Source organism: Actinoplanes missouriensis 431 (genome assembly GCF_000284295.1).
Classification (GTDB): domain Bacteria; phylum Actinomycetota; class Actinomycetes; order Mycobacteriales; family Micromonosporaceae; genus Actinoplanes; species Actinoplanes missouriensis.
Map to the genome: position 1 here is coordinate 7,040,528 of NC_017093.1, position 20,776 is coordinate 7,061,303.

The window sequence follows — 20,776 nt, forward strand, 5'->3', positions numbered from 1 at the left end:
GGTGGGAGCCTATGAGCAAGGTCAGCGATCAAATCGCTGACCTGCCAATACTCGTGGGCGATACTGGGATCGAACCAGTGACCTCTCCGGTGTGAACGGAGCGCTCTCCCGCTGAGCTAATCGCCCTCAACGAGATGGAACTCTACTAGACGGGTTCCATCCCGCGCGAACCAGGGGTCAGCGTGCCTTCAGCCAGTCCAGCGCGACCTGCACCAGGTCGACGCCGAAGCTGATCCGGACGCTGGCCCAGACCACCGCCCAGATGAAGATCAGGCCGACCAGACCGACCAGGGCGCGGATCGGCAGGGACTGCCGGCCGATCCAGTGGGTCCAGTTCTGCACGTGGCGTTTGGTGAATTCGAGGACGCCGCGCGCCCAGTGGAACTCGATGGCCAGGATCGCCAGACCGAGGATCACGATCGCCCAGCCGGGGCCGGGGAACGGGATCAGCACGATGCCGACGGCCACGACCAGGCCGCCGACGACACCTACACCGATCTTGAGAGCGAGCCGCCCGGTTGAGTTGGACCGGATACGGTCGAGCACACGCACGTCTGAAGCTCCGTCGTCCGTTTTTGGACCCATTTCATCCCCCAGTGTCCCGGAGCCCCGTCACCACCCGGGAGAAATGGACGTTACCGGAGTAAGTCAACTGCTGGACCACCCGACGCCGGGCGGAACCGAGTACCTGGGCAGAACAGGACAAGATATCGCTTTGCGTCCTGCGCGGTGGCGTTTTCGGAACCGTCTTCCCACTACTGGGTGAGATCAGCGTATGGCGGAGCGTAACGACAGGGATCACCTGAGTATGGGAAACGCGGGGTTCACCAGCCTCGCAGCGGTGCCGGGGGGAGTTCGTCCATGAGTACCATTCGTCCAACGACCGTCGAGGTCGAAACCTCGCTGCGGCTCGTAGCGCCTGACGCGACGGCACTGCCCGTGCGCGCCAGTCTGCGGTACGACCCAGCCGACCCGTACGCGGTCCATGTGTTGTTCCACGCAGAATCAGCCGGTGGGGAAGCCGTGAGCTGGTCTTTCGCGCGGGAACTGCTTGTCACCGGGCTCGATGAGCCCGCGGGGATCGGCGACGTCCGGGTGTGGCCGTGGGCCACGCCGCGGGGCGATTTCGTCGCCCTGGCCTTGTCGTCGCCGGACGGCAACGCGCTGTTCGAGGTGCCGCGCAGCGTCCTGGTCCGGTTCCTGCGGCGCACCTACGTGGTGGTGCCGCGGGGGCGCGAGTCGGATCACCTGGATGTCGACGCGGCCGTCAACAGGCTGCTGGCGGGTCGATAGCGGAGCATCAGCACAGCGATCAAAGGGCGACCCGCTCGGACACTGCCGGTCCGTGGCGGGTCTCCCTTTATCTATGTAAAAAGTCTTATTTCCGAAAAGAAATCGGAATCGAACATATAGCTAATACCGAGCTGGAAAACGGACAAATACCGCACTCGGATCACTAGAGAGTGCGTAGACGGTCATTGACAGTTACCGTCGGCGCGATGCCCGCAATGACTTCCGCCGATACGGCGCACGCGTACACCCTGCCCGACTGGGCGGGGATCAGCGGCTGCGCCCTTCCGGTGACCGCAGGCGCCGTCACCGGACTCCTCGCACACCACGCTCTCCTGCTGACCGTTACCGGTCCGCTCGTCGCCGAGGTGGACTTCACGGTCCACCGCTGCGAGCCCGGAACGCTGCTCTGGATCCGTCCGGGTCAGGCGCTCCGGGTCGAACCGGGTAAGCACGAGAGCACGACGATCGTCTTCCGGCCCGGCCTGTTCGGCCCGGACGATCTTCCCGGCCTGGCGCCCGACGATCCCGGAGGACCGGCGCGCCATCCGATCCCGCTGACCGGCAGCGCCGAGTTCGACAGCCTGGTCCGTGACGCGGCCGGCCCGCCCGGCACGACGGCGGCCGCCCTGCTCCGGCACGAGCTCGCGGCGCTGCTGTTGCGGCTGAGCCTCCTCGACCCGGCACCGGAGTCGCCGGGACACGTGGAGAGCCGGACCTTCGAGCGGTTCCGCCGCCGGCTGGAAGCGGGCTATCCGCAGACCCGCCGGGTGGAGGACTACGCGGCCGAGCTGGGCTGCTCCGTGCGTACCCTGACGCGCGCCAGCCTCGCGATCACCGGCCGGACCGCCAAGCAGGTGGTGGACGACCGCGTCGCGCTCCAGGCGCGGCGGCTCCTCGCCGCGACCTCGCTGTCGGTCGCCGAGGTGGGCCGCAACCTCGGGTTCGGGGAGCCGACCAACTTCGGCCGGTTCTTCCACCGGGAGACCGGCCTCAGCCCCGGCCAGTTCCGCGGACGATACGTGGACGAGCCGTCCGGCGGCGGGATACCCGCTCAGCGACGCCCTTCTGACTGACGGTGTTCATCAGTCCGTAATTCCCATAAACCCCTGGGGTATATGCGGCCGGGGGTGCATGGGCGGGGCATGATAGTCAGGTGCAGATCTCCGCGCGCGGTGACTACGCGGTCCGGGCCGCCCTCAGTTTGGCGCAGGCCTATCCCGCTCTGATGTCCGCTCAGGCCATTGCCCAAGAACAAGAGATGCCTCGGAAGTTCCTCGAGGCCGTGCTCGCCGACCTTCGCCGCGCCGGCGTGGTGCGGGCACAGCGTGGCGCCGAAGGTGGTTACACGCTGTCGCACCCGCCACGCGACGTCGCGGTCGGGCAGATCATCCGGGCCGTCGACGGGCCGCTCGCCGGCGTGCGCGGCCTGCGTCCCGAGGAGACTCAGTACACGGGCGCCGCGGAGAACCTGCCGAGCCTCTGGGTGGCCGTCCGGGCGGCGGTCCGGGAGGTGCTCGACGAGGTGAGCCTCGCCGAGCTCCTCAGCGGGAAGATGCCGGCGCACGTCCGGAAACTCACGACCCGCCCCGACGCCTGGCAGCCACGGTAAGAGCAGCGGCGGTAAAAGCACCGGCGGTAAGAGCACCGGCGGTAAGAGCAGCCACGGTACGAGGAGCAGGCTGACGTTTGTGAATCCGGCCCGGCGGGAATCGTCCGCCCATCCGCACACCGAGATGGGAGACAGATCCGATGGGACTCGTGTTCCGCAGCCGCAAGAAGTTCGGCCCCCTGATTCTGAACTTCACCGAGAACGGCTACTCGTCGTGGAGCCTGAAGATCGGCCGCTGGTCCTGGAACTCCCGGACCCGCGCGCACCGCGTGGACCTGCCCGGCCCGATGTCGTGGAAGCAGGACAAGTCACGCAGCCGGTGACGGCAGCGAGATCTCGACGTCGCCACCCAGGCGGCCGTGTTCCGGCCGCCGGGTGACCGTCCCGGCGTCGACGAGCGTGTGCAGGACCCGGGTCGCGTCGGCGGCCCGGTAGACCGTCTCGGTCATCGTGAACGTGCGCAGATCGGTCACCGTCGCGGCGCCCACGCCGGACAGATGTGCCAGCAGCTCGCGGCGCAGCGGGCCGGGGTGGGGGGTGAGCGAGATGTCGATCAGGTGCCGCTCCGGGTCGCCGGGGTCCCGCAGCCGCACTCCGGCGAATTCATCGACCGCCCAGAGCGCCTCCTTGAAGCTCTCCAGGCTCTTCCCCGACGTGGTCGCGAAGACCAGCACCTCTCCGGGCTCCTCGCCGGTGGCCAGCTCGGCCGCGGTGACCAGCGGAAACCCGATCCGGCGATAGGGCTCGACCGCGACGCCCGGCGCGAGCGCCAGCAGGACCTCGGCAGGTTTGCCGGCGGCCACGGCCGCGACGGTGGCCGCGGCGGGCGGTTCGCCCGCGCTCGCCGCATCGAGAAAAGCAAGCAGGGGTACGTGTGACGCCCCGGCCGCCTTCAACGCGACGGCCAGCCGGGCGTCCGTGCCACCGCCCACCGGCAGCACCGCGAGCCCGGACGCCGTGCCCGCCTCCCGCTGCGCCGCCACGAGCCGCTCACCCACCCCGGTGACGTCGTCGCCGAGCGCCACCATGGACAGTTCCCGGCCACGGGCCAGGTCGGGCAGATCGGCGAGGACCCGTACCGCGGTCTCGGCCGCGGCGCCGCCGTCCGCGTCGGCGTAGCCGTGCACATAGGTCGCGCGCCGGGCCCGGTGCAGCGCACCGGCCGCCCAGGCTTGCAGGTGGCGGACGAGGAGTTCGCGTTTCACAGTGCCGATCGGGGACATACCGCGTTTCTACCCTGTCCACTTCGCAGCTCGAAACTTGTACCTACGGTATTCAACCGAGCACTATGAGATACATGGCCCCTCCGCTCGCTGAACTCACCGCCCAGGCGCAGACGCTCTCGTCCGCCGGTGACCTCGCGGGCGCCCGGGCATTGCTGGACCGGGTGCTGCGCGACGCCAACGCCGATCCCCGCCGCGCCACCGCCGACCTCGCCATCGCCGCCGCCCTGCACGCCCGGGTGCTGATCGCGCTCGGCGACCCGCAGGCCGCCCGGCTCTGGGCCGCGTTCGCGCACGCCGCCGAGGAGCGGCTGCACGGTGCCCGCGACGAGCGCACGATCGCGGCGGCCGCGACGCACGCGGCGGTGCTCCAGCGGATCGGCCAGCACGGGCGGGCCGCGCTGGTCTACAACGACCTGGTCGGCGAGCTCGCCCGGCTGGACGGCCCGCAGGCGCCCCGGGTGCTCGCCGCCGAGGCGGACCTGGCGATCGCCGAGCACGCGGCCGGCCACTGCGGCCCGGCCCGCGCCCGGCTCGCCCGGGCCTGGCGGCTGCACCGGGAGGCGCACGGCGACGCCGCCCCGGCCGGCATCAAGATGCTGGCCCGGCTCGGCGCCATGGAACGTGAGTGCGGCCGCGACGCCGAGGCCGCCGAGCATCTCGCGCTCGCCCAGGAGCTGAGCTCGCGGTACCTGCCGTCCGACCACCCGCTGGCCCGGCAGGCCGCGCGGCTGTCCAGCGCCAAGCCGTCCGGCCGGCACGCCTGCGGCGCGACCGAGCAGCCCGGCGGGCAGACCGGCGGCACACCGTTCCGGCCGTTCCCCCGCCGGCCGACGGTCAGCGACCCAGGCCCGGTGACGCCGCCGCCCTACCCGGCCGAGGCGCCCGGCATGCCCCCGCCGGACGACCGGCCCACCGACCCGCGGGGCACGGTCTACCCCATCGAGGGCGACGAGATGCCGCCGCCGGACAACCGGCCCACCGACCCCAACGGAACCGTCTACCAGCAGCCGCTCTATCTCAGCGACGTGCACCGGCTGCCCGGCGACCTGACCGGGCGGCACGCCCGCGCCGACACCCCGCCACCCCTGCCCGGGCATCGCGCCCCGGACTACGACGAGGAGGGGAAACCGGCGCCGGTGGGGACGGCTCTGCCCGTACCCACCGAGGAACCGCGACGGAACCGCCCGGCGCACCCCCTGCTGCTCGCGGCGGCCCTGGCCGGCGGCGTCGCCGCCGCGGCCGCCGTGGTGATCCTGACCCTGCCGGACGCGGACGGCGCCACCGGGCAGCAGGCCGCTCCCCCCGCCTCCGCGCCACTCGCCTCCGCGCCGGCGGCATCCGCCCCGGTCGAGAAGACGACCGCCGCCGGCGAGCCCGGAGCGCCGCAGAACCTGCGGCTGCGTGACAACGGGGACAGCGTCTCGCTGGAGTGGGTGTACCCGAAGGGTGCCGGCGGGCCGGTGCACGTGGCCGCCGGCAAGGACGGCGCCGAGCCGAGGAAGTTCCAGGAGCTGCCGGCCGGGGCCGCCGACTACATGGTCTACAGCCTCAGCAGCACGGCGAACTACTGCTTTCGGGTCGCGGTCGAGTACAGCGCCGACCGGATCGCCGACTCCGCGCCGGTCTGCACGAACCGGTGAGTCGCAACCGATTCGCAACCCGCCGAAACCCGTCCTGCCACCGAGCCGCCGCAGTGTTGGACGTCACGGTGATCGAGGAAAGTAGGGCCAGTGACGACCGAGACGGCGAACTGTGCCCCCGCCCTCGACGCGCTGGAACGCGCCGTCGAGGAGCTCGAGGGCCGTCCCATGTCACAGTTCCGCGCCGTTCGGGCCCCGGCCGAGGAGGTCGAACGGCAGGCCCGTGAGCTCGGCGCCGACGAGCTGGCGCAGCGTGCCCTGCTGCTGCGCGCCGCGGTCCTGCTCCGCGACGGCCGCACCGGCGAGGGCGGACAGCTCGCCCACCAGGTGCGCGCCTGGGCGGAACAGAACAACGTGCCGTACGTGCTGGCCCGGGCGCACCGGGAGCTCTCCATCTTCTACCGGGCCGTCGGCGACTTCTCCGAGGGCCTGACCCACGCCGTGCAGAGCGTCGCCATGCTGCCCGAGGACGTGCCGGGCAACGTGCGGGCGCGGCACCTGCTGTCGCTCTCCGTCGCGCTGGAGGAGGGCGGCTCGCCGATGGACGGCGAACGCCGGGCCCGGGAGGCCCTCGCCCTGGCGGCGGCCGCCGGTGACACCGAGCTGACCGTGCTGGTGCTGAACAACCTGGCGTACAGCGCGTTCGAGCTGGACGACGAGCCGTCCGCGCGGATGCTGGTCGGCCAGATGCAGGAGATCCAGCAGCGGACCGGGCACCGGTTCGGCGCCAACGAGATCGACACGATGGCCCGGGTCGAGCTGATGGGCGACAGGTTCGACGCCGTCGAGGAGCTGCTGCTGCCGGTCCTCGCCGACCAGGTCGCCGCGAACGAGGGCGACGCCGTCGCCGAATGCCTGCTCACGCTCGCACTGACCCGCCGCCGCAGCGGACGGTTCGACGCCGCGCAGGAGGCGCTCGACGCGGCCCGGGTGCTCTGCGCCGAACGGGAGCTCGCCGCGGTCAGCGCCCGGGTCCGCGAGGAGCAGGCCGCGCTGTACGCCGCGACCGGTCGCTTCGCCGAGGCCTACGAGGAGCACCGCGCCTTCCACGCCGAGTCCAGCGCGCTGCACTCGGCGCAGCGGGACGCCCGGGCCCGCGCGCTGCAGGCCGTCTTCGAGGCGAACGAGGCCCGCCGGGTCAGCGAGCACTTCCGCGAGATGGCCCACCGGGACGCGCTGACCGGCCTCTACAACCGCCGTTACATCAACGAGCGGGTGCCGGCCCTGCTCCTGGAGGCCGCCGCCCGCCGTCGCCCGCTCTCCCTCGCCATCGTCGACCTGGACCACTTCAAACGGATCAACGACACGTTCTCGCACACCACCGGCGACACCGTCCTGCAGCACATCGCGGAGCTGCTGGTGGAGGCCGCCGGCACGTCCGGCACGGCGGCCCGGATGGGCGGCGAGGAGTTCCTGCTGATCTATCCGGGCGTCGAGGCCGACGAGGCGGCGGAGCGCTGCGAGCGGCTCCGGCTGCGGATCCGCGCGCACGGCTGGGAGCCGATCACCGGCGCCGTCCCGGTGACCACGAGCGTGGGGGTGACGACTACGCCGGACGGCCGGGGCACCTTCTCGGCGCTGCTCTCCCAGGCGGACCGCAACCTCTATGCCGCGAAGCGCACCGGCCGCGACCGGGTGACGACCGACGCCTGCGGGTAACAGACCACAGGTGCCGATCTTCCACAGCCGCTGGACCACCGTTGCCGGACTCCGCACCCATGACCGGTTCTGCACAGCGTCGCCGGGCCTGCCGGTGGTCTTCGTGCACGGGCTCGCGGTTTCGCACCGCTATCTCCTGCCGACCGCCCGCGCCCTGGCCGGCCGGCATCCGGTGCTGGTCCCGGACCTGCCCGGCTTCGGCCGCAGCGACAAGCCGCCGGCAGCCTGGGACGTCACCCGGCACGGGGACCACCTGGGCGCCTGGCTGGACACGCTCGGTCTCGGCCCGGTCTGCCTGGCCGGGCACTCGTTCGGCGCCGAGGTGGTCGCGCGTCTCGCCGCCGACCGGCCCGCGCTGGTGGCCGGGCTCGTGCTGGCCGGCCCGACCGCCGATCCGGTGGCCCGATCGCGGTCCGGCCTGATCCGCCGGTTCCTGGTGGACATGCTGGTGGAAGCACCCGCCCAGGCACCGATGATCGCCCGGGACGCGCTGCAGGCCGGGCTGTGGCGTGTGCTCGCGACAGTGGATCACTCGGTCCGCAACCGGATCGAAGACGACCTGGCCCGGCTCCCGGTGCGCCCCCTGATCCTCGGCGGCGAGCTCGATCCGATCGCCCCGCTGCGCTGGCGGGCGAGCGTCACGAGCGCTACCGGCGGGGTGGCGATCACGATTCCCCGGGCGGCCCACAACGTGATGACGACGTCGGGCCGGCGCAGCGCGGATGCCATCGCGGGCTTTCTTTCGATGGGTACGCGCAGAGCAGTCCCCGACCGCAGCGTGATCAGTCCCGTCGTTCCCCGCCCCTGACGGGCGCGGGCCGGCGCGACCCGCCGCCGGCCCCGGCGCGGGGCCGGGCTGGGGGGCGGGGCGGGCCGGGCCGGGCTGGGGGGCGGGGCGGGGCGGGCCGGGCTGGGGGGCGGGGCGGGCCGGGCCGGGCTGGGGACGGGCGGCGCGGGCGGCGCAGGCGCGGGGGCGCCGCCGGGCGGCACGGCCGAGGGCCAGACTCGGCTTGAGGCTCCGGCATTGCCCTGGGAGCGCTCCCATGTGACGATATTCATCGATCCTTAACATTGGCTGGGGAAGAGGGGCGTCGCGTGCGGAGAACAGGACGAATGCGGCGGGCAGCAGGCACCGCCATGGCACTGTTGCTCAGAATCACGGTGGCCGGCCTCGCCGGGACGTCCGGCGCAGCCACCGCCGCCGGGGTAGCGAACGCGGCCGGCGCCGCCAGCGCAGCCAAGACGGCCAGCGCAGCCAAGACGGCCAGCGCAGCCAAGACGGCCAGCGCAGCCAAGACGGCCAGCGCGGCCGGAGTTGCGAACGCTGCCGCCCCGATCCGGGCCCACCTGGCCTCGGGCTACGCGCACACCTGCGCCATCCGCGCCGACGGCGGGCTCTGGTGCTGGGGAAGCAACAGCAGCGGCCAGCTCGGTGACGGCACGACCACGACCCGGGCCACCCCGGCGCGGGTCGGTGACGCGACCTGGGTGGCCGTCGACGCCGGCACCGGGTTCACCTGCGGCATCCGTGCCGATGCCAGCCTGTGGTGCTGGGGAAGCAACACCCGGGGCCAGCTCGGCGACGGCACGACCACCCGGCGTACCACCCCCGTCCAGGTCGGCGCCGGGACGGACTGGGCCACGGTCAGCACCGGCGACAGCCACACGTGCGCGGTCCGCACCGACGGGACACTGTGGTGCTGGGGCTTCAACCGCCTCGGGCAGCTCGGTGACGGCGCCGTCGTCTACACCGCCACCGCACCGCAGCGCGTGGACACGGCCACCACCTGGGCGAACGTGGCCACCGGCTACGCGCACACCTGCGCCACCCGCACCGACGGCACCCTGTGGTGCTGGGGCGACAGTTCGGCCGGGCAGCTCGGTCTCGGCCTGCTCAGCTACCGGACCACCCCGGGCCAGGTCGGCACCCTGACCAGCTGGGACACCCTGACGGCCGGGTTCTTCTCCACCTGCGCGACCCGCACCGACGGCACGCTGTGGTGCTGGGGTGAGAACGGTTACGGCCAGCTCGGTGTCACCGGCATCTACCGGACCACGCCGGTGCAGGTCGGCACGGCCACCGACTGGGCGGGCGTCCGCGCCGGCCTGGACACCGCCTGCGGGACGCGCATCGACGGCTCGCTCTGGTGCTGGGGCAACAACACCTCAGGCCAGCTCGGCGACGGCACCACGACCCACCGGTACGCCCCGGTGCGCATCGGCGCCGCCTCGGATTGGACCGCCGACGTGGCGGCCGGTTTCCACAACTGCGCCGTCCGGGCGAGCGGCACCCTGTGGTGCTGGGGCGACAACGCCTCCGGGCAGCTCGGGGACGGCACCACGGCCACCCGCCCGGACCCGCGCCAGGTGACCTTCGCCTGACCGCTCGGCCCACCCGAACAGCGCGGCCCACCCGAACAGCGCGGTCCCGCCGGCGTCACTCGCCGGTGGGGCCGCCCGTCAGTTCGGCGACGATGTCGATGTGGCCGGTGTGCCGGGCGTACTCCTGGAGCAGGTGGAAGAGGATCCGCTCCAGGGAGGCCGGGTCGGCGCCGTCCCAGCGGGGACCCGGCCGGCCGATCGCGTCCAGGGCGGTCCCGCGGGCGACGGCCGTGGTGTGCTCGCCCTGGGCGCGCAGCTCGGCGGTCAGCTGCTCCAGGGACTCCGCGGGGCCGACGTGCCAGCGGTCGTCACGGCGGTCGGCCCACGGGTCGTCGACGGGGGCGCCCTGGAAACCCCACTCGATCCAGCGGCGTTCCACGTGGCGCAGGTGCTTGACCAGCTCCAGCGGGGTCCAGCCGGAGGGCAGGCGGCTGGCGCGCAGCTCGGCGGCCGGCAGCGCGGCCACCTTGGACAGCAGGGTCTCCCGGTAGTAGTCCAGGTAGCGGACGAAGACCTCGGCCTGGTCGGCGGCGGGCGTCGTCGGTGCGGGGAACTCGATGGTCATCCGCCGAGTATGTCCAGGTCCACGCGTACCGGATAGTGGTCCGAAGCGTGATCCGTCAGCTCGGTGCGGATGACCTGCGGGGTGCCGGCCCGGCTCGCCAGCCGCGGGCTGACCAGCACGTAGTCGAGGCGCATCGAGCCGAACTCCTTGCCGCCCAGGCCCGTGGTGGGCACGGTGGTTCCGGCGGTGCGGCCCAGGTCCGTGAAGCCGGCCTCCAGGAAGGCGGCCACCGCGCGGGTGTCCGGCTCGCCGGACGGGCTCACGTGGCGCGGGCGGTAGCGGGGCGGCAGCTCGGCCAGCGCCGCCGCGTGGTCCTCGGCGGGGGCCAGGCCGTTCAGGTCGCCGGCGATCAAGGTCAGGCCGGAACCGGTGGCGTGGCGGGCGGCCAGCCAGCGGGCCTCGCGCATCCGGCGGTACGGGGAGAACGGGTTGAGGTGGGTGCTCACCACGGTCAGCGGGCCGGCCGCCGTGGGGACCGTGACGGCGGCCGCCGCGTGATGGAGACGCCAGCGCACGCTCGACCGGCGGGTGATCCGCAGCGGTGGACGGACCAGCACCGCCACCGGCTGACCGAACACCGAGCGGGACAGGTGCGCCGTCATGCCGGTGGCTTCGGCGAAGGCGGTGAGTTTCCGTCCCCCGTACCCGTCGAAATCGCGAAGCTCTTGGACCGCCAGGATGTCCGGTCGCTCGGCCTTGACCACCTCGATGATCGCCGGAAGGCGATCGCCTCCGCCGAGGCGGATGTTCCAGGTCAGGAACCGCAGCATCAGCGGGCCGGCTCTAGGCGATCAGAATCAGTCGCCGCGACCGCTTCTGACGCTGCCTCGGTGGCCGATGCGGGGTGCGCGTTCGGGCGGATCGTGAACCAGAGGACGGTCAGCCAGGCGGTGGTGAGGATGGCGGCGCCCAGCATGTCGGTGGGGTGGTGCATGCCCCGGTACATGCGGGAGAGCGCCACGCCGAGCGGCATGATCACCGCGAGCGCCGGGAAGATCCAGCGCCAGGGCTGACGAATCCGGGCCATCGTGATGATCGCGATGGCGGCCCAGAGGCACATCGTCGCGGCGATGTGGCCGGACGGGAACGACGAGGTCGGCATCTGGCCGTCGAGCTGCTCGACCGGCGGGCGGGGACGGCCGACCGCGGCCGCCGCGCAGAGGAAGAGGGTGAGCTCGCCGACCATGGTCAGCACCAGGAACAGCACCGGGCGCCACTGCCGCCAGAGCGCCAGCGCGAGCGGGCAGAAGATCAGCGAGATGAAGAGGATCGCGTGCGTGTCACCGGCCTTGCTCCATGCCCAGCTCCACTTGTCGAGACGCTCGGTGCGGAACGTCTGCAGCCACTCGACGAAGCCGGTGTCGAAGCCCGGCGTCCACCGGGTCACCGTGTATCCGACCAGGTAGAGCAGACCGAAGACGAACACCCAGCCGACCAGGATCTCGGCGGCCTTGGCCCACGGGTGCGGTAGGACCGGGCCCTCGGCGGGCGCCAGGCGCAGGTCCGGACCGGCCTCCGGCTCCAGGCCGTCGGTCAGGTGCGGATCGGTGTGGCCGGCCTCGCGGCGCCACATCCGGAACGCGTACGCGGTAGCGCTGATCCACGCCACGCCGAGCAGCCACCCGGCGAGGACGTCGGAGAGGAAGTGCACGCCGAGCGCGATCCGGGTGAACCCGATCGCCGCGACGATCACCGCCGCCGCGCCGATGAAGAACGGCCGCCACCGGCGCCGCACGGCGGGCAGGAAGACCAGCACGATCATCCCGTAGACGACCATCGAACCGAGCGCGTGCCCGCTCGGGAAGCTGTTGCCGGGCGCGGTCGCGACCGGGACCTCGACGACCGGGCGGACCCGGCCGATCAGCGCCTTGAGCGACGGGTCCAGGATCATCGCCCCGAGGCCGGTGACCACCAGGTAGAGCGCCGGGCGTGGCCGGCGCCGGATGATCAGCATCAGCACCAGCAGCGCGACCAGCGGAATCATGAAGCCGCGCCCGCCGGCCGAGGAGATCTGCTGCAGCACCGCGACCACTGTCTCCGAGCCGGACGCCCAGCGGTTCAGGCCGTCCGCCACCGACCGGTCGAGGTCCTGCAGCGGTCCCCAGTGGAACCGGACCAGCAGCAACAGCACGCCGAAGCCGAGGCCGACCGCCAGCACCGCGATCAAGCCGAGCACGCTGCGCTCGGCGAAGTGCCGGACCGGCGCCCAGCCGGTGCGCTCTACCACACGGGTGTCATCCATCTGCGCCACGCGCCGTTCTTACCCGGACGGTTCGACCGGTACACCGGGTGCCCGTTGTGCCGGGATGTCCGGTTCCGGCTCCCACTGGTCCTCCTGCGCGGGCCGGGCGCCCACCCGGCTCGCCTCCAGCTGCGCGGCGAACGCCAGACCCAGGAAGAACGCGACACCCGTCAGGTTCGCCCAGAGCAGCAACGCCATGATCGCGGTCAGCGGCCCGTAGGTCGCGCCGAAGCTGTCACTCACCCGGATGTACCCGGCCAGCAGCAGACTCGCGATCCACCAGAGCACGGTCGCCACCACGGCACCGAAGAGCAGCCAGGACAGCGCCGGCTGCTTGCGCCGCGCCGAGTACCGGAACAGCGCGCCGACCGCGAACACGATAAGCGCCAGGCTGACCGGCCAGCGCACCACGTCCCACGCCACCCGGACCCCGCCGGGCAGGCCGAACTCGCGTTCCGCCGACTCCCCCGCCGCCCGGCCCGCCACGAGCAGCAGGAAGCCGAAGAGCGCGGGCAGCCCGGCGGTGAACGCGAGGACCGCGGCCCGGATGTACTTCGCGATCGCCGGGCGATCCCGCTCCACCCCGTAGATCCGGTTCGCGCCCCGCTCCACCTGCGCCATCGCCGTGGTCAGCGCCACCAGGCCGGTCACCATACCGAGCGCCAGGGCCAGCTCGCCGGCCTCCTCGGTCTTGTCGCCGTCGTCCAGCAGCTCGCGGACCACGGGTTCGCTCGCCCCCGGGGTGAGCGCGATGACGGTGTCCGCGACCACCTGGCCGCCGGACTCCACCCCGAGATCCGTGGCCAGGCCGGAGAGCGCGATCAGGAACGGCACGATCGCCAGGCACAGCTGCAGCGCGAACGCCCGGGAGTGGCTGAAGCCGTCGCCGTACCGGAACCGGATGAACGCGTCCCGCAGCAGCGGCCACCGGCCGTAGTGCCGCAGCGCCACGAACGCGTCGTCGGCGGAGAGCTCGTCCCCGGACATCGTGCGGGTCTCGGGGACCGGTTCGGTACTGCTCAAAGCTGTTCCGCCCGATCGGCCACGGCGCCGGCGTCCTCCGCCAGGTCGGGGTCGGCGTCCGGCTGCGGCACGCAGAGCAGCAGCGCTTTCGGTCGTACGTGAATCTTCATGACCTTCCCCGGTGCGATCAGATCTCCGTCCAGCTGCCGGGGCTGTGCCCGGTTGCTGTAGATCTCCACACGCGATGCGGTGTACGTCTCCATCAGCGGCACCCGGTCCTGCCGGCGCAGCACCGCCCAGGCGAGCGCCGCCCAGTGCGCCAGGTTCGCCGGGCTGAGGATCGCCACGTTCAGCTTGCCGTCGTCCGGTTCGGCCTTGCTGAGCAGCCGCACGCCGCCCTGCAACCGGCCCACGTTGCCCACGATGATCGCGCGCGGGTGGCGGGGCATCGGCGCGCCGCCGTCCAGCCGGATCCGGGCCCGCATCGGACGGTCCAGCAGGTGCTTGGCGGCGCCTCCGACGTACGCCAGCCAGCCGATCCGCCGTTTCGCGGTCTCCGACGTGTCCTCCAGCATCTGGGCGTCGAAGCCCATGCCGGCCATCACCACGAAACACCTGTCGTCGATCATGCCGACGTCGATCCGGCGGCGGCCGCCCTCGAGCGCCACCTGCAGGCCGGTAGCCGGGTCGGTGCCGAGGCCCAGGTTCGCGGCGAGCAGGTTGCCGGTGCCGGCCGGGAGGACGGCCAGCGCGGTCCTCGTCCCGGCCAGGGCGGTGACGACAGCCGTCACCGTGCCGTCGCCGCCGCACGCGAAGACCAGCTCGGCGCCGTCCGCCATCGCCTTCTTCGCCTGGCCACGGCCGGGGTCCTCGGGCGTCGTCTCGTACCACCGGGGCTCGGGCCAGCCGGCCTTCTGCAGAGCCTCGCCGACGGCGGCACGCAAATGATCGAGATCGGCCACCTTGACGGGGTTCACCACGACGGCGGAGCGGGGTCCAGTCACGGTGCTCAGTGTGCCGGACGCCCGGCACCCCGGCGACCCGAGTGACGCCGGGAGGCACACTGCACAGGTGACCGAGCTGACTTATCCACACGTCGGGGCGACCCGTACCGGCCCGCTCCCGGCCGGGTACCGCCACCTGCGCTACCGCACCCGGATCGGCGCCGGCGAGGCCGTCCTCACCCGGGCCGGCGAGGCGATTCTCACGTTCGCGATGCACCGGGCCACCGGGGCACGGATCGTCGCCGACGCCGGGCGCGCCGCTCCCGGCGTCCGGCTCACCGTGGGCCTGGGCCCGCTGCGCGCGCCCTGCGAGGTTGTCTGGGTCTCCGAGCACGGCTTCGGGTACGGGACCCGCCCCGGTCACCCTGCCACCGGCGAGGAGGCGTTCCAGGTCGAGATCGACGACCGGGGCGACGTGTGGTTCACGGTCACCGCGTTCAGCCGCCCGGCCGGGACCCTGATGCGGCTCGGCGGTCCGGTGGCGGTGGGGTTCCAGCACCTGTACGCGCGCCTGTGCGGCCGGGCGCTACGGCGGGTGAGTACCGTTACGTCGTGAGTACGACATCGGTCACCTGGTGGGGACACAGCACCGTCTGGCTCGCCGACTCCGGCGTCACCCTGCTCACCGACCCGGTGCTCACCGACCGCCTCGCCCACCTGCGCCGGATGGCCGGCCCGACGCCGTCGCTGCCCGGGGCGCCCGACGCCGTGCTCCTGTCGCATCTGCACGCCGACCACTTCCACGCCGCCTCGCTGAAAGCCGTGCCCGGTTCACCTCTTCTCGTGGTTCCGCGCGGCGCCGGGTCGTTCACCGCGAAAGCGCTGGGCCGCGCGGCGGCCCAGCGCGTGATCGAGGTCGCGCCGGGTGAGGAGACGACCATTGCGGGGGTACGGGTCCGCGCCGTCCCCGCCCGGCACGACGGAGGCCGCGGCCCGTGGTCGCGGGAACGAGCCGTCGCCCTCGGTTACGTCATCGAGGGCAGCGCGCGCACCTGGTTCGCGGGCGACACCGGACTCTTCGACGAGATGTCCTCGATCGGGCCGCTGGACCTGGCGCTGATCCCGGTCGGCGGCTGGGGGCCGACGCTCGGCGCGCACGGCCACCTCGACGCGGTGGACGCGGCCGAGGCGCTGCGCCGGGTCAAGACGGCCTGGGCGGTGCCGGTGCACTACGGCACGCTCTGGCCGGCCGGGATGGGCCGGATCCGGCGGCACATGTTCGACGAGCCGGGGGCGCGGTTCGCCGAGCACGCCGCCCGCACGTCACCGGAGACCCGGGTGCGGGTGCTGGCACACGGCGAGACTCTGACGGTGGGGCCGGCGGCATGATCACATCCGTCCGGTCCGGCCCCGGAGGCCCGGAGTGATCGCTGAACTCGGCACCATCGCCTCGCTCTTCGCGATCGTGGCGTTCGGCGCGATCGTGCCTGTCGTCCCGACCGGCGCGGCGGTGAGCGGCGCCGCCGCCCTCGCGTTCCACACCCAGCCGCTCACCATCGTGCTGGTCCTGATCGCCGGGGCCGCCGGGGCGTACGTGGGTGACCTGGTGATGTACGCGATGTGCCGGCTCGGCGGGGAATCGCTGGCCCGGCGGCTGCGCTGGCTGCGCGACGAGCAGCGGCTCGCCTCGGTCAAGCATCGCCTGGAGGAGAAACAGGTCCCGGTCCTGCTGGTGTCCCGGCTGATTCCGGGCGGCCGGGTGCCGGTACTGCTCGCCGCCGCGTTCGTCGGCCTGCCCTGGCGGACGTTCGTGGTCGCGAACGTCCCGGCCTGCGCGCTCTGGTCGGTCGTCTACGCCGCGATCGGGCTGGCCGGCGGCTCGATCTTCCCCGAGCCGTGGCAGGGGGTGATCGCCGCGGTCGTGCTGATCCTGATCGTCAACCAGTCGATGACCTGGTTCTCCCGGCGGCGGTCGGTCAATACTTCAAATGCGTCCGGGTTAGCTTCGCCGCCTTCTCCACCACCGTGATCCCGCTCGGCATCGTCTTGTTCAGGTGCGACAGCACCGCGATCGAGACGTCCGTGTCGTCGTCGGTGATCCGGCCGACCGAGTTGATGATCCAGCGGCCGTTCTCGGTGGACCGGGAGAGCCAGCCGTTCTTCACGGTCGCCTCCTCCCCCGCCTTCGCGACCGCGGGGACACCCCAGTCCTGATCCTCGGCGACCGTGCTCATCAGCGTGTCCGCGTACTTCCGGGACGCCGCCGTCAGCTCGCCCTTCTCGTCGACCAGCGCGTCGAGCAGCTTCACCTGGTCCTTCACCGTGGTCCGGGTGAGGCCCCACGAGCTGCTCACCCTGGTCTGGGTGAGGCCGAGGCGCTTGTTGCAGGCACTGATCGCGCTCGCCCGGCCCAGCTTGCTGAAGAGCGACGTGGTGGCCGCGTTGTCGCTGTACCTGATCATCTTCTTGGCGAGCGCGTCCTCGCTCGACGTGACCTTGCGGCCCCTGTCCTGCGCGGTGAGCAGCAGGCATGCCAGGACCTGCACCTTCACGACGCTGGCCGTCTCGTACTTCTCGTCGCCGCGGTAGGAGTACGCCTCGCCGGTGGTCTTGTCGAGCACCGCCACGGAGAACTCGGGGACGGTGGCCGCATACTTCTTCAGCGCGGCGTTCAGCGCCTTGACGCGTTTCGCCCGCTCCTGCGCTGCCAGCTCCTCCGGGCTCGGGCCGGTCGGGGTCGGGCTCGCGCTCGGTTTCGGCGCGGCGGCCGGCGGGGCCTGCTTGAACGCGCCGGCCAGCGGCACCGCGCTCGCGGCGGAACCGTCGCCGGTCATGCCCCTCGCCACCAGCACACCGCCGCCCAGGATGCCGGCGGCGGCGACCATCAGGATGAGATTCCGGGTACGTCGCACTCATGCATAGTGCCGTGTCCCGGGCCCTCGATGCCGCCCGGAAGCCTGTGGAATCTGTAAGAGTGCCCGACTTTCGACCGTGGGGCAGCACACCCGTACCGTCCGTGACCGGTGGCGGGTGCGAGGCAGGCGCATGATGGGAGGCATGGCAATCCTCTCGGCCCTCACCCGTGCCGCGCTGGCGGCTCCCGCAGCCGCCGCCGACCTGACCCGGTCCGCAATCGGCCAGGTGATCGAGACGGCGGCGACCGCCGCGACCATTCCGGTACGCGCGGTCGGCCTGATCAGCCAGGCAGAACTGCTGTTGAACCGGGTCAACCTGGTCGCCGGCGAGGCCGAGGATCTGATCGGCCGGGTCAGCACCGCCGTCGCCCAGGCCGAGGAACTGATCACCAAGGTGACCCTGGTGGCGAACAGCGCGGAGACTACTGTCGGTGACGCCCGCGCGATCGCCACCGCCGCCGCCCTCACCATCGAGGAAGCCGCCACCATCTCGTCGGCGGCCGGCGACCTGGTTCGCCGCGCCTCGGTCACCGCCGAGGCGGCGGGCGTCGTGGTCGGGGACGCGGCGGCCGCGCTCGGCGAGGTCGGCGCGATCACGACAGCGGCCAAGTCAGCGGTCGGCGAGGTCTCCTCCATCACCACGGCGGCCTCCGGGACGATCGCCGAGGTGGCCGGGCTCACCGACTCGGCACGCGGCATCGTCACGTCCGCGTCCGGTGTCGCGGATCAGGCAGAGGCCGTGGTCGGCCGGGCGGACGCCCTGACCGGCGAGGTCGAGGTGCTGCTCAACGGATACGCCCCGACGCTGCGGCAGGCGGCGCCGCTCGCCGCCCGGTTCGTCGCCGAGCTGACGCCGGACGAGGTGACCGCCGCGATCCGGATGGTGGACCAGCTCCCGCAGCTGCGGGACCACCTGGTCAACGACGTGATGCCGCTTCTCGGCAAGCTCGACCAGGTCGGGCCGGACCTGCACAAACTGCTCGAGGTCACCGAGGACCTGCACCTGGCGATCGCCGGGCTGCCGGGCCTGAAGCTCCTCCGCCGCCGCGGCGAGGAGCGAGTCCACGACGCCTGACAGCAGCCCGATTCGCCCGCAGCGCCCTCCGAGCCGTAGCCGCCGCAGGTCGAACCGGCCTGATGAGCGTGCCGGCCTGATGAGCGTGCTCAGCTACGGCCCGGACCCCTCAGCCGTAGCCGGCGCGGGCTAAACCGGCTTGATCACCGCGCTGCGCTACGGCTCGGGCACGAGCCGGCTTCGAGCGCGGACGGGGTGGGCTTGCGGAGTGGGCTTGCGGAGTGGGCTTGCGGAGTGGGCTTGCGGAGTGGGCTTGCGGGGTGGGCCGGGGGTGGCGGCGGGAAGCGCCGGCGGAAGGGGCGTCAGGGGTGGCGAAGGCGGGGACGCGGTGATGCGGTTGGGGGCTGCTCGGGGCGTACCCGGAAAAAGGGCCGGCGCCCCCGATCGGGGACGCCGGACCGACGAGATGGGGATTGTCAGTAGACGGAGACGCCGTAGGCGTTGAGGGCCTCGACCACCGGCTGGAAGTAGGTGACGCCGCCGGTGCTGCAGTTGCCGGAGCCGCCCGAGGTCAGGCCGTGGGCGGTGCTGCCGGAGTAGAGCGGGCCGCCGCTGTCGCCGGGCTGGGCGCAGACGGTGGTGCGGATCAGGCCGGAGACCGAGCCCTCGGCGTAGTTGACCGTGCTGTTCAGGGCGGTCACGCGGCCGGAACGGGTGCCGGTGGTGGAGCCGCGGCGGTAGACCGTGGCGCCGACGGCCGGGGTGGAGGCGGAGGCGATGTCGATCGAGCCGACGCCGCCGGTCTTGGTGATCGACGTGTTGGTGTAGCGGACGATGCCGTAGTCGTTACCGGGGAAGCTGCTGCCGGTACGGGTGCCGAGCGTCGTCGAGCCGTTGGTCCACGTGGAGGAGATGTTCGTGCAGTGGCCGGCGGTGAGGAAGAAGTAGGTGCCGGCGCTGTTGCGCACGTTGAAGCCGAGCGAGCAGCGGCCGCCGCTGGGCGCGTAGATCGCGTCGCCACCGGAGATCTTGATGCTCATCTTGCCGGCGACGGATTCGATCCGGGCGGTGTCGCCGAGCTTCGCGACGGTGGCCTTGACCGCGGCAAGCTTCGCGCCGGTGACTGTCTCGTCGACGCTGACCACGACCTGGTTGCTGACCGGGTCGACGGCGAACGCGGTGCCGGGGGTCTTCAGGGTGGACTTCAGCGTGTTGTCGGCGGCGGCCAGGGTGGCGCCGCTGCGAGCGACGTAGCGCACTGTCGCGCCGGCCGCGCGGGCCTCGGCGGCGGTGGCGGAGTCGGTCACGTTGACCACGAGTTTGCCGGCGGAGTCCAGGTAGGACCCGGCGTCACGGGTGCCGAGCTTGGAGTCGAGAGCGACGGCGAGGGCTGAGGCGTCAGCGGCGGGGGCGGCAGAGGCGGGGCCGGGCATGGCGGCCAGTCCGCTGCCGACGAGCACGCCCACGGCCAAGCCGACGATCGGCCGGCGCAGCTTCGGGTTGAGCACGGTTCCTCCCAGGGGGACGGGTAGGTCTGGTGCACCGGTCAGGCGCACCCGTGCTCGCTAGTATTTAAATCGATCAATGTGCTGGCAAGGGTGCCAACTGGATCACCCAAACCTGATCAACTCGTGCATGAGCAGGCGAAACGACCGCTCCATATCGTCGGCCTATGACCCTTTCGGGATGAATGACCGATGAATAATGTGAGCGGCCGTCTCAGCGCGGCAACAACATCGACACACGGAGGTCACCGGTCCACGACGGTGATCGGCGCGTCGTCGGCGAGCCGGTAACCCAGGCCGTAGACGGTGGTGATCAGCTCCGGGTCGTCGAGCTTCGTGCGCAGCCGGCTCACGTGGACGTCGACCGTCCGGTTCGTGGTGTGCCGGTGACCCCAGACGTGGGTGAGCAGCTGCGACCGGCTGAACACCTGGCGCGGGTGGCGGGAGAGGAAGAGCAGCAGGTCGTACTCCAGGCGGCTGAGCTCCAGCAGCCGGCCGGCCCGGAACGCGGTCCGCGCGCGGGGATCGAGCTGGATTCCGCCGTCCGCGCGCGGCGCCGGCGCGACCGGCTCGAGCTCGACCGCCGCGGACGGGCCGGCCGCGTCGACCAGCTCCCGCAGCGCGGCCAGGATCCGCTCCCGGCCGTCGGCGCCGCCGCTGATGCTGATCGTCACGGTGACCGGCTCATCCTCGGGCGCCGGCGGCGGCAGCGGTCGCAGCAGGACCGGACGGGGATAGGCGGCGTGCGGATGAGCGACGGCGAGAGCAGACATCTCGGCTCCTGAATGTGTGATCGGACCAACAGGTGGCGCCGGCGA

22 protein-coding genes and 1 tRNA gene are annotated in these 20,776 nt (G+C 72.3%); 12 read left to right on the forward strand and 11 right to left on the reverse strand.

Features of this window, described 5'->3' with window-relative positions; translation table 11 throughout:
• Positions 1–54: 54 nt before the first annotated feature.
• Together AMIS_RS32150 and AMIS_RS32155 are read right to left on the reverse strand one after the other, a co-directional pair.
• A tRNA-Val gene (locus AMIS_RS32150) sits at positions 55–126 on the reverse strand.
• Between the two features lie 51 nt (positions 127–177).
• A complete protein-coding gene (locus tag AMIS_RS32155) occupies positions 178–552 on the reverse strand; it encodes a TIGR02611 family protein (RefSeq protein WP_014446634.1) in 375 nt (124 codons plus the stop codon).
• 309 nt (positions 553–861) lie between these two features.
• Between AMIS_RS32155 and AMIS_RS32160 the strand changes: the two genes are divergently transcribed.
• The 4 genes from AMIS_RS32160 (at position 862) to AMIS_RS32175 (ending at position 3,225) form a co-directional block, all read left to right on the forward strand.
• Entirely contained in the window at positions 862–1,293 is a 432-nt protein-coding gene (locus AMIS_RS32160) for an SsgA family sporulation/cell division regulator (RefSeq protein ID WP_014446635.1), read from the forward strand.
• Between the two features lie 206 nt (positions 1,294–1,499).
• Complete coding sequence (locus tag AMIS_RS32165) at positions 1,500–2,366, forward strand: helix-turn-helix transcriptional regulator (protein WP_014446636.1); 867 nt, start codon at positions 1,500–1,502, stop codon at positions 2,364–2,366.
• 80 nt (positions 2,367–2,446) lie between these two features.
• On the forward strand, positions 2,447–2,902 hold the full coding sequence (locus AMIS_RS32170) for an RrF2 family transcriptional regulator (RefSeq protein ID WP_014446637.1): 456 nt from the start codon (positions 2,447–2,449) through the stop codon (positions 2,900–2,902).
• A gap of 140 nt (positions 2,903–3,042) precedes the next feature.
• Positions 3,043–3,225: a DUF4236 domain-containing protein gene (locus tag AMIS_RS32175; protein WP_014446638.1), complete on the forward strand. Its 183-nt coding sequence runs from the start codon at positions 3,043–3,045 to the stop codon at positions 3,223–3,225.
• Here the strand turns inward: AMIS_RS32175 and AMIS_RS32180 are convergent.
• Positions 3,211–4,107, reverse strand: a complete 897-nt coding sequence (locus AMIS_RS32180; RefSeq protein ID WP_231859137.1) for a hypothetical protein — start codon at positions 4,105–4,107, stop codon at positions 3,211–3,213. The two genes, AMIS_RS32175 and AMIS_RS32180, sit on opposite strands and share 15 nt — an antisense overlap.
• 92 nt (positions 4,108–4,199) lie before the next feature.
• On the opposite strand from AMIS_RS32180, the gene AMIS_RS32185 reads away from it, so the two are divergent.
• The 4 genes from AMIS_RS32185 (at position 4,200) to AMIS_RS32200 (ending at position 9,809) form a co-directional block, all read left to right on the forward strand.
• On the forward strand, positions 4,200–5,768 hold the full coding sequence (locus AMIS_RS32185) for a fibronectin type III domain-containing protein (protein ID WP_041830194.1): 1,569 nt from the start codon (positions 4,200–4,202) through the stop codon (positions 5,766–5,768).
• Positions 5,769–5,858: 90 nt separating this feature from the next.
• On the forward strand, positions 5,859–7,427 hold the full coding sequence (locus AMIS_RS32190; protein ID WP_014446641.1) for a GGDEF domain-containing protein: 1,569 nt from the start codon (positions 5,859–5,861) through the stop codon (positions 7,425–7,427).
• Positions 7,428–7,437: 10 nt separating this feature from the next.
• On the forward strand, positions 7,438–8,235 hold the full coding sequence (locus tag AMIS_RS32195; RefSeq protein ID WP_014446642.1) for an alpha/beta fold hydrolase: 798 nt from the start codon (positions 7,438–7,440) through the stop codon (positions 8,233–8,235).
• 329 nt (positions 8,236–8,564) lie between these two features.
• Positions 8,565–9,809, forward strand: coding sequence for an RCC1 domain-containing protein (locus AMIS_RS32200; RefSeq protein ID WP_157435146.1), 1,245 nt, complete (start codon positions 8,565–8,567; stop codon positions 9,807–9,809).
• 55 nt (positions 9,810–9,864) lie between these two features.
• On the opposite strand, the gene AMIS_RS32205 is transcribed toward AMIS_RS32200, so the two are convergent.
• Genes AMIS_RS32205 through AMIS_RS32225 form a run of 5 tightly spaced genes read right to left on the reverse strand, consistent with a single transcriptional unit; the run spans position 9,865 to position 14,583 of the window.
• Positions 9,865–10,374, reverse strand: a complete 510-nt coding sequence (locus tag AMIS_RS32205; RefSeq protein WP_014446644.1) for a DinB family protein — start codon at positions 10,372–10,374, stop codon at positions 9,865–9,867.
• On the reverse strand, positions 10,371–11,144 hold the full coding sequence (locus AMIS_RS32210) for an endonuclease/exonuclease/phosphatase family protein (protein ID WP_014446645.1): 774 nt from the start codon (positions 11,142–11,144) through the stop codon (positions 10,371–10,373). Before AMIS_RS32210 ends, AMIS_RS32205 begins: the two co-directional genes overlap by 4 nt.
• Positions 11,144–12,616, reverse strand: a complete 1,473-nt coding sequence (locus AMIS_RS32215; protein ID WP_014446646.1) for a phosphatase PAP2 family protein — start codon at positions 12,614–12,616, stop codon at positions 11,144–11,146. The genes AMIS_RS32210 and AMIS_RS32215 overlap by 1 nt, the downstream gene beginning before the upstream one ends.
• Before the next feature lie 18 nt (positions 12,617–12,634).
• Positions 12,635–13,639: a YihY/virulence factor BrkB family protein gene (locus AMIS_RS32220; RefSeq protein WP_014446647.1), complete on the reverse strand. Its 1,005-nt coding sequence runs from the start codon at positions 13,637–13,639 to the stop codon at positions 12,635–12,637.
• Entirely contained in the window at positions 13,636–14,583 is a 948-nt protein-coding gene (locus tag AMIS_RS32225) for a diacylglycerol/lipid kinase family protein (protein ID WP_014446648.1), read from the reverse strand. The genes AMIS_RS32220 and AMIS_RS32225 overlap by 4 nt, the downstream gene beginning before the upstream one ends.
• 67 nt (positions 14,584–14,650) lie before the next feature.
• Here AMIS_RS32225 and AMIS_RS32230 point away from each other — a divergent pair, with 67 nt between their 5' ends.
• Genes AMIS_RS32230 through AMIS_RS32240 form a run of 3 tightly spaced genes read left to right on the forward strand, consistent with a single transcriptional unit; the run spans position 14,651 to position 16,552 of the window.
• The gene (locus tag AMIS_RS32230) at positions 14,651–15,139 is read left to right on the forward strand and encodes a DUF1990 family protein (RefSeq protein ID WP_014446649.1); all 489 of its coding nucleotides are present in this window, start codon (positions 14,651–14,653) and stop codon (positions 15,137–15,139) included.
• Complete coding sequence (locus AMIS_RS32235; RefSeq protein ID WP_014446650.1) at positions 15,136–15,912, forward strand: MBL fold metallo-hydrolase; 777 nt, start codon at positions 15,136–15,138, stop codon at positions 15,910–15,912. Before AMIS_RS32230 ends, AMIS_RS32235 begins: the two co-directional genes overlap by 4 nt.
• 34 nt (positions 15,913–15,946) lie before the next feature.
• Entirely contained in the window at positions 15,947–16,552 is a 606-nt protein-coding gene (locus AMIS_RS32240) for a DedA family protein (RefSeq protein WP_014446651.1), read from the forward strand.
• Here AMIS_RS32240 and AMIS_RS32245 read toward each other — a convergent pair.
• Positions 16,500–17,408, reverse strand: a complete 909-nt coding sequence (locus AMIS_RS32245; protein WP_014446652.1) for a serine hydrolase — start codon at positions 17,406–17,408, stop codon at positions 16,500–16,502. The two genes, AMIS_RS32240 and AMIS_RS32245, sit on opposite strands and share 53 nt — an antisense overlap.
• Positions 17,409–17,580: 172 nt before the next feature.
• Here AMIS_RS32245 and AMIS_RS32250 point away from each other — a divergent pair, with 172 nt between their 5' ends.
• Positions 17,581–18,513 carry a hypothetical protein gene (locus AMIS_RS32250; protein ID WP_157435147.1) on the forward strand — a complete coding sequence of 311 codons (933 nt, stop codon included), beginning with the start codon at positions 17,581–17,583 and terminating at the stop codon, positions 18,511–18,513.
• 416 nt (positions 18,514–18,929) lie between these two features.
• On the opposite strand, the gene AMIS_RS32255 is transcribed toward AMIS_RS32250, so the two are convergent.
• The gene (locus tag AMIS_RS32255; protein ID WP_014446654.1) at positions 18,930–19,961 is read right to left on the reverse strand and encodes a S1 family peptidase; all 1,032 of its coding nucleotides are present in this window, start codon (positions 19,959–19,961) and stop codon (positions 18,930–18,932) included.
• Positions 19,962–20,203: 242 nt separating this feature from the next.
• A complete protein-coding gene (locus tag AMIS_RS32260) occupies positions 20,204–20,731 on the reverse strand; it encodes a winged helix-turn-helix domain-containing protein (RefSeq protein ID WP_014446655.1) in 528 nt (175 codons plus the stop codon).
• Positions 20,732–20,776: the final 45 nt, after the last annotated feature.

What these genes read in the sequence shown, in the direction of transcription:
- AMIS_RS32245 (WP_014446652.1), bottom strand. Translation starts at nt 17,408, where the DNA reads ATGGTCGCCGCCGCCGGCATCCTGGGCGGCGGTGTGCTGGTGGCGAGG.
- AMIS_RS32175 (WP_014446638.1), top strand. Translation starts at nt 3,043, where the DNA reads ATGGGACTCGTGTTCCGCAGCCGCAAGAAGTTCGGCCCCCTGATTCTG.
- AMIS_RS32165 (WP_014446636.1), top strand. Translation starts at nt 1,500, where the DNA reads ATGCCCGCAATGACTTCCGCCGATACGGCGCACGCGTACACCCTGCCC.
- AMIS_RS32160 (WP_014446635.1), top strand. Translation starts at nt 862, where the DNA reads ATGAGTACCATTCGTCCAACGACCGTCGAGGTCGAAACCTCGCTGCGG.
- AMIS_RS32210 (WP_014446645.1), bottom strand. Translation starts at nt 11,144, where the DNA reads ATGCTGCGGTTCCTGACCTGGAACATCCGCCTCGGCGGAGGCGATCGC.
- AMIS_RS32185 (WP_041830194.1), top strand. Translation starts at nt 4,200, where the DNA reads ATGGCCCCTCCGCTCGCTGAACTCACCGCCCAGGCGCAGACGCTCTCG.
- AMIS_RS32215 (WP_014446646.1), bottom strand. Translation starts at nt 12,616, where the DNA reads ATGGATGACACCCGTGTGGTAGAGCGCACCGGCTGGGCGCCGGTCCGG.
- AMIS_RS32260 (WP_014446655.1), bottom strand. Translation starts at nt 20,731, where the DNA reads ATGTCTGCTCTCGCCGTCGCTCATCCGCACGCCGCCTATCCCCGTCCG.
- AMIS_RS32205 (WP_014446644.1), bottom strand. Translation starts at nt 10,374, where the DNA reads ATGACCATCGAGTTCCCCGCACCGACGACGCCCGCCGCCGACCAGGCC.
- AMIS_RS32200 (WP_157435146.1), top strand. Translation starts at nt 8,565, where the DNA reads ATGGCACTGTTGCTCAGAATCACGGTGGCCGGCCTCGCCGGGACGTCC.
- AMIS_RS32250 (WP_157435147.1), top strand. Translation starts at nt 17,581, where the DNA reads ATGGCAATCCTCTCGGCCCTCACCCGTGCCGCGCTGGCGGCTCCCGCA.